4 protein-coding genes are annotated in these 3,388 nt (G+C 54.4%); all 4 read right to left on the reverse strand.

Annotation, left to right across the window (positions count from 1 at the left end; translation table 11 throughout):
* Positions 1–148: 148 nt before the first annotated feature.
* Complete coding sequence (locus tag WC359_15220) at positions 149–2,530, reverse strand: hypothetical protein (GenBank protein MFA5401801.1); 2,382 nt, start codon at positions 2,528–2,530, stop codon at positions 149–151.
* Positions 2,531–2,550: 20 nt separating this feature from the next.
* The gene (locus tag WC359_15225) at positions 2,551–2,757 is read right to left on the reverse strand and encodes a hypothetical protein (GenBank protein ID MFA5401802.1); all 207 of its coding nucleotides are present in this window, start codon (positions 2,755–2,757) and stop codon (positions 2,551–2,553) included.
* 1 nt (position 2,758) lies between these two features.
* Complete coding sequence (locus WC359_15230; protein ID MFA5401803.1) at positions 2,759–3,208, reverse strand: GNAT family N-acetyltransferase; 450 nt, start codon at positions 3,206–3,208, stop codon at positions 2,759–2,761.
* Positions 3,198–3,388, reverse strand: a 191-nt coding sequence (locus tag WC359_15235) for a hypothetical protein (protein MFA5401804.1), incomplete at its 5' end; no start/stop codon positions are given. The genes WC359_15230 and WC359_15235, both read right to left, overlap by 11 nt.

Here is a 3,388-nt window from a genome sequence, read left to right on the forward strand (position 1 = left end):
CCCTCACGTCCTCAAGATGAGGGGCTACCAAATCGGCAACATCTTGCAGGCGGTCCATGAAATTGGTCTTCTCGCTTTCGAGCTTTGACTGCCTGCCCGTTATGAGCTTTACGAGCTTATTGTCCTGTTCTACAGGCACATCAGCCCCCTATTTTACCCAATGGTCGATCTGCACATATTCAGCCGTTACGGTGTCGCCTGCATTCTGTGACTGGATCTGTGCTTTGATTGTCGTTGCCCCTGTCGCCATATCTTTTGTCGCTGCGGCATAGTCAACAACGCCCACCTTGCCATTCACAAAGAGCTTGCCCGTGATCTTCTGGTGCGCCGTGTCGGTATACTCATGGACTATGATCTCTGCTACCCAGTCGCCGGCCGCTGCATCCGAAGCGGTAAGGCTTATTACCGTTGCATCAAGCAGATAGAGGTGAACGATCATTGCCGCGTTTGCGCCTGTCTTTGTCCCTGTAATCGTGTATTTCAGGGTCTTGCCCGCGCTGAACCATCCTGAAGCCATAGACAGGCTTGAACCTGTTACGTCGGCTGTTCCTGCCCCCGCCTGTGAGGTCTGTGTCGAACCCTGTGCGACTGCCAGCGGTACGCCTCCGGTATAGTCCGGGAGGGTTATTGTTACGTCGGCTGTCGGGTCTGCTACGGCAAGGGTCAGCTCGTGATCGTTCGCAGTTGCACCTTCAAAAACAAAGGGTGATCCGCCCGATATCGTCCCGCCTACTGTTACTATTGCAGTTGCGCCACCGAGGGAGAGAGTACCCGAAGAAGTACCTGTATTCAGGTTTGTCGGCTGGTTGTTGTCTACGTTGATATTCGCACCACCGGAGCCTGAAAGGATCGTGGTCGTGCTGGTTGTATTCGAGGAGCCTAAAGCCACTGTCTTAGCGGCTGCTCCATTGCCTACGTTGATAGTCTGTGCACCTGCTCCGCCTACCGTTACCGTGCCGGTTGTAGTGCCCGTGCCGATGCCTGTGGTCATTGTTGCGGCATCATGGTTTACCGTGTACGTGCCTACCTCTGTAACGACTGCGGGGCCCGTGGCATTGCCTATCGTTACCGTCCCGGTCGATGTCCCGCTGTTGATATTCGTAGGCTGGTTATTCGAGGCGTTCAGGTTGATTGCCCCGGAACCTGATAAAATGGTCGTTGTCGACGTGGTATTGCTGGAACCTACATTTACGGCCTTTACTGCTGCCCCGTTCCCCACATCAATCTGCTGGTTTGCCGCTCCACCGATGGTTACCGTGCCCGTGGTTGTTCCTGTCCCGATGTTGACGGCAAAGTTTGAGGAGGCATTGAGATTAACTGTCGCCCCCGTGATGGTTGCTCCAAGAGTACCCGTCAGAAGGCCATCCATGGTGATCGCGCCTATGCCTGTCATGGCTCCGGTTGCAGAAATGTCCCAGTCAGCTGAGTTGACCGCCACGGTCTCATTGTTTGAGCCGATGGCTATGCCTACCGTGTTGCCGTTGGTCAGGGTTATTGCATCGCGATAGGTCGTATTGTCAACGTCATACGCCTGTATTTTGATGGTCTCTGCGGTTGTGGTAGACCCCTTCACGGCCTTGCCGTTTGCAAGGAGTATATCGCCTGCCGAAAGGGTAAGATCTCCGCTCATGCCGATAGTGGTAACACCTGATATCGCCCCGCCTGTGGTAATATCCCACGCCGAGGAGTTAATCCCTACGCTGTTCGTGCCGCCGCCGATCGATACGGTTCCCGTGGATGTGCCAGTATTGACGTTCGTGGCATTATTTGAATCGACATTGAGGTTGATGGTCCCGCCGTTGATGGTAACACCGGAAGTAAGGCCCGCGAGCGATGAGAATGTAGCAACGCCCGCCTTGGTGATGCCCCATAAACCGCCCGTACCAGTAATGTCATTTCCTGAGCCTGTGTTGGCGAATGATATGCCCGCACCGCTTGCCTGTGCTCCCATTGTAACGACAATGCCGTCGCCGGACTGAGCACCTACGGGGGATTTATTGATTGTGAGTATCCCGTTGTTGTTCGCCGCGTTGTTTGTGAGCGCCACAGCGCCGCTATCAACGGTAATGGCCCGCCCCACACCGGCCCCACCGTAATCATACGCGCCGTCCAGGGTGACACCACCCGCGGCAGCCCATGACCATGTACCGGCGCCGTCTGTGGTAAGCGCTTCTCCTGCTCCACCATCGGCAGCAGGCAACGTATAGGTAACGCCCCTCAGTATCATAGTGGTCGCGTCAAATCGCGGTACGCCATCAACCTCGAATGTGCCCTCTACATAGGCATCCTCACCGTTGAGGGTAGTCGTAGGCGTGCCGTTGCCCACCTTGAGGTTGCCTGTCAGGATATTAAGGTATCCTGTAGCGGCCGGCGTGACTGACATATTCGCCCCGCTCTGGTCGATTGCCCCCTTGAACGTTACGGGACCTTCAAAGGTCATGTCATCCGTGATGGTTGTCCCCGTTGCAACCCCCGTGAAAAGGGTCGCGCATAAAAACATTACCAGTAATCCATGCAGAAACTTTTTCATTTGCCCGTTCCTCCTTTGTTTTACATACCTAACAGCGTTTTATTGCCGTCGCTATCCGTTGCCAGTTGCGTTAAAATCGTCGCCTTCCGGTTCTTTCTCTTGCGTGACAACTCTCTTTCCTTCTGCGCTGCCGCCTCTACGTCTGTATCCGAACTCTTTGGTGTCGGCGGCGGCGTGATAATATCCGGTGTCTTAGGTGAACTGAATATTGATGCTACATCACACATGCTATGCCTCCATCCTATAAATTCCCCCCACCCGACTGAATCCCATACGCTCATACAGGCGCCCCACCTTGTCGGCTTCAATGCCTGTGGTATTGCGGAGGAATATCAATCTCGCGCCTTTTGTCCGCGCCCAGCCGATATAGGACAGACACAGCAGATAAAATGCCCGCGTCCCCCTGTATTCAGGTGGCACATAGACAAGCAGGTCGCTTGCATTGATCTCATCCGAGAAATATGCTGGGATCGCTGCGGCAACGAGCACGCCCGTGGTCTCATTGTCCTTGACCGTCACCATGCCGAGCATTTGTGGCTCTGAGATGATGCGCTCACACAGGGCAATACACTTATTGGCGCTGAATGACATGATGTTGTACTCGCTCTCCTGATGGCACATGAGACCTATCTCGATGAGCTTTGGTATGTCGTCGTGTGTGATCTGTCTAATTATCAAAAGGACTCCATTCAGCGGCCTGGCTAGTCTTTCTGCCCCGCACCTTATCCGGCCTGTTGTCGGCCACGACCTTCGGGTCCTGACAGGCCAGCCAGAAATAGTTAGTTGCGTGCCGGTAGTGGTCCGGTCCCAGCTTACGATAGGTATATTTCTTGCTGCCTGAAACCTGATCCTCTTCGA

Source organism: Dehalococcoidia bacterium (assembly GCA_041653995.1).
Classification (GTDB): Bacteria; Chloroflexota; Dehalococcoidia; order GIF9; family UBA5629; genus CAIMUM01.

Excerpts from the sequence above, each read along its gene's own strand:
- WC359_15225 (MFA5401802.1), bottom strand. The coding sequence starts at position 2,757 with ATGTGTGATGTAGCATCAATATTCAGTTCACCTAAGACACCGGATATT.
- WC359_15220 (MFA5401801.1), bottom strand. The coding sequence starts at position 2,530 with ATGAAAAAGTTTCTGCATGGATTACTGGTAATGTTTTTATGCGCGACC.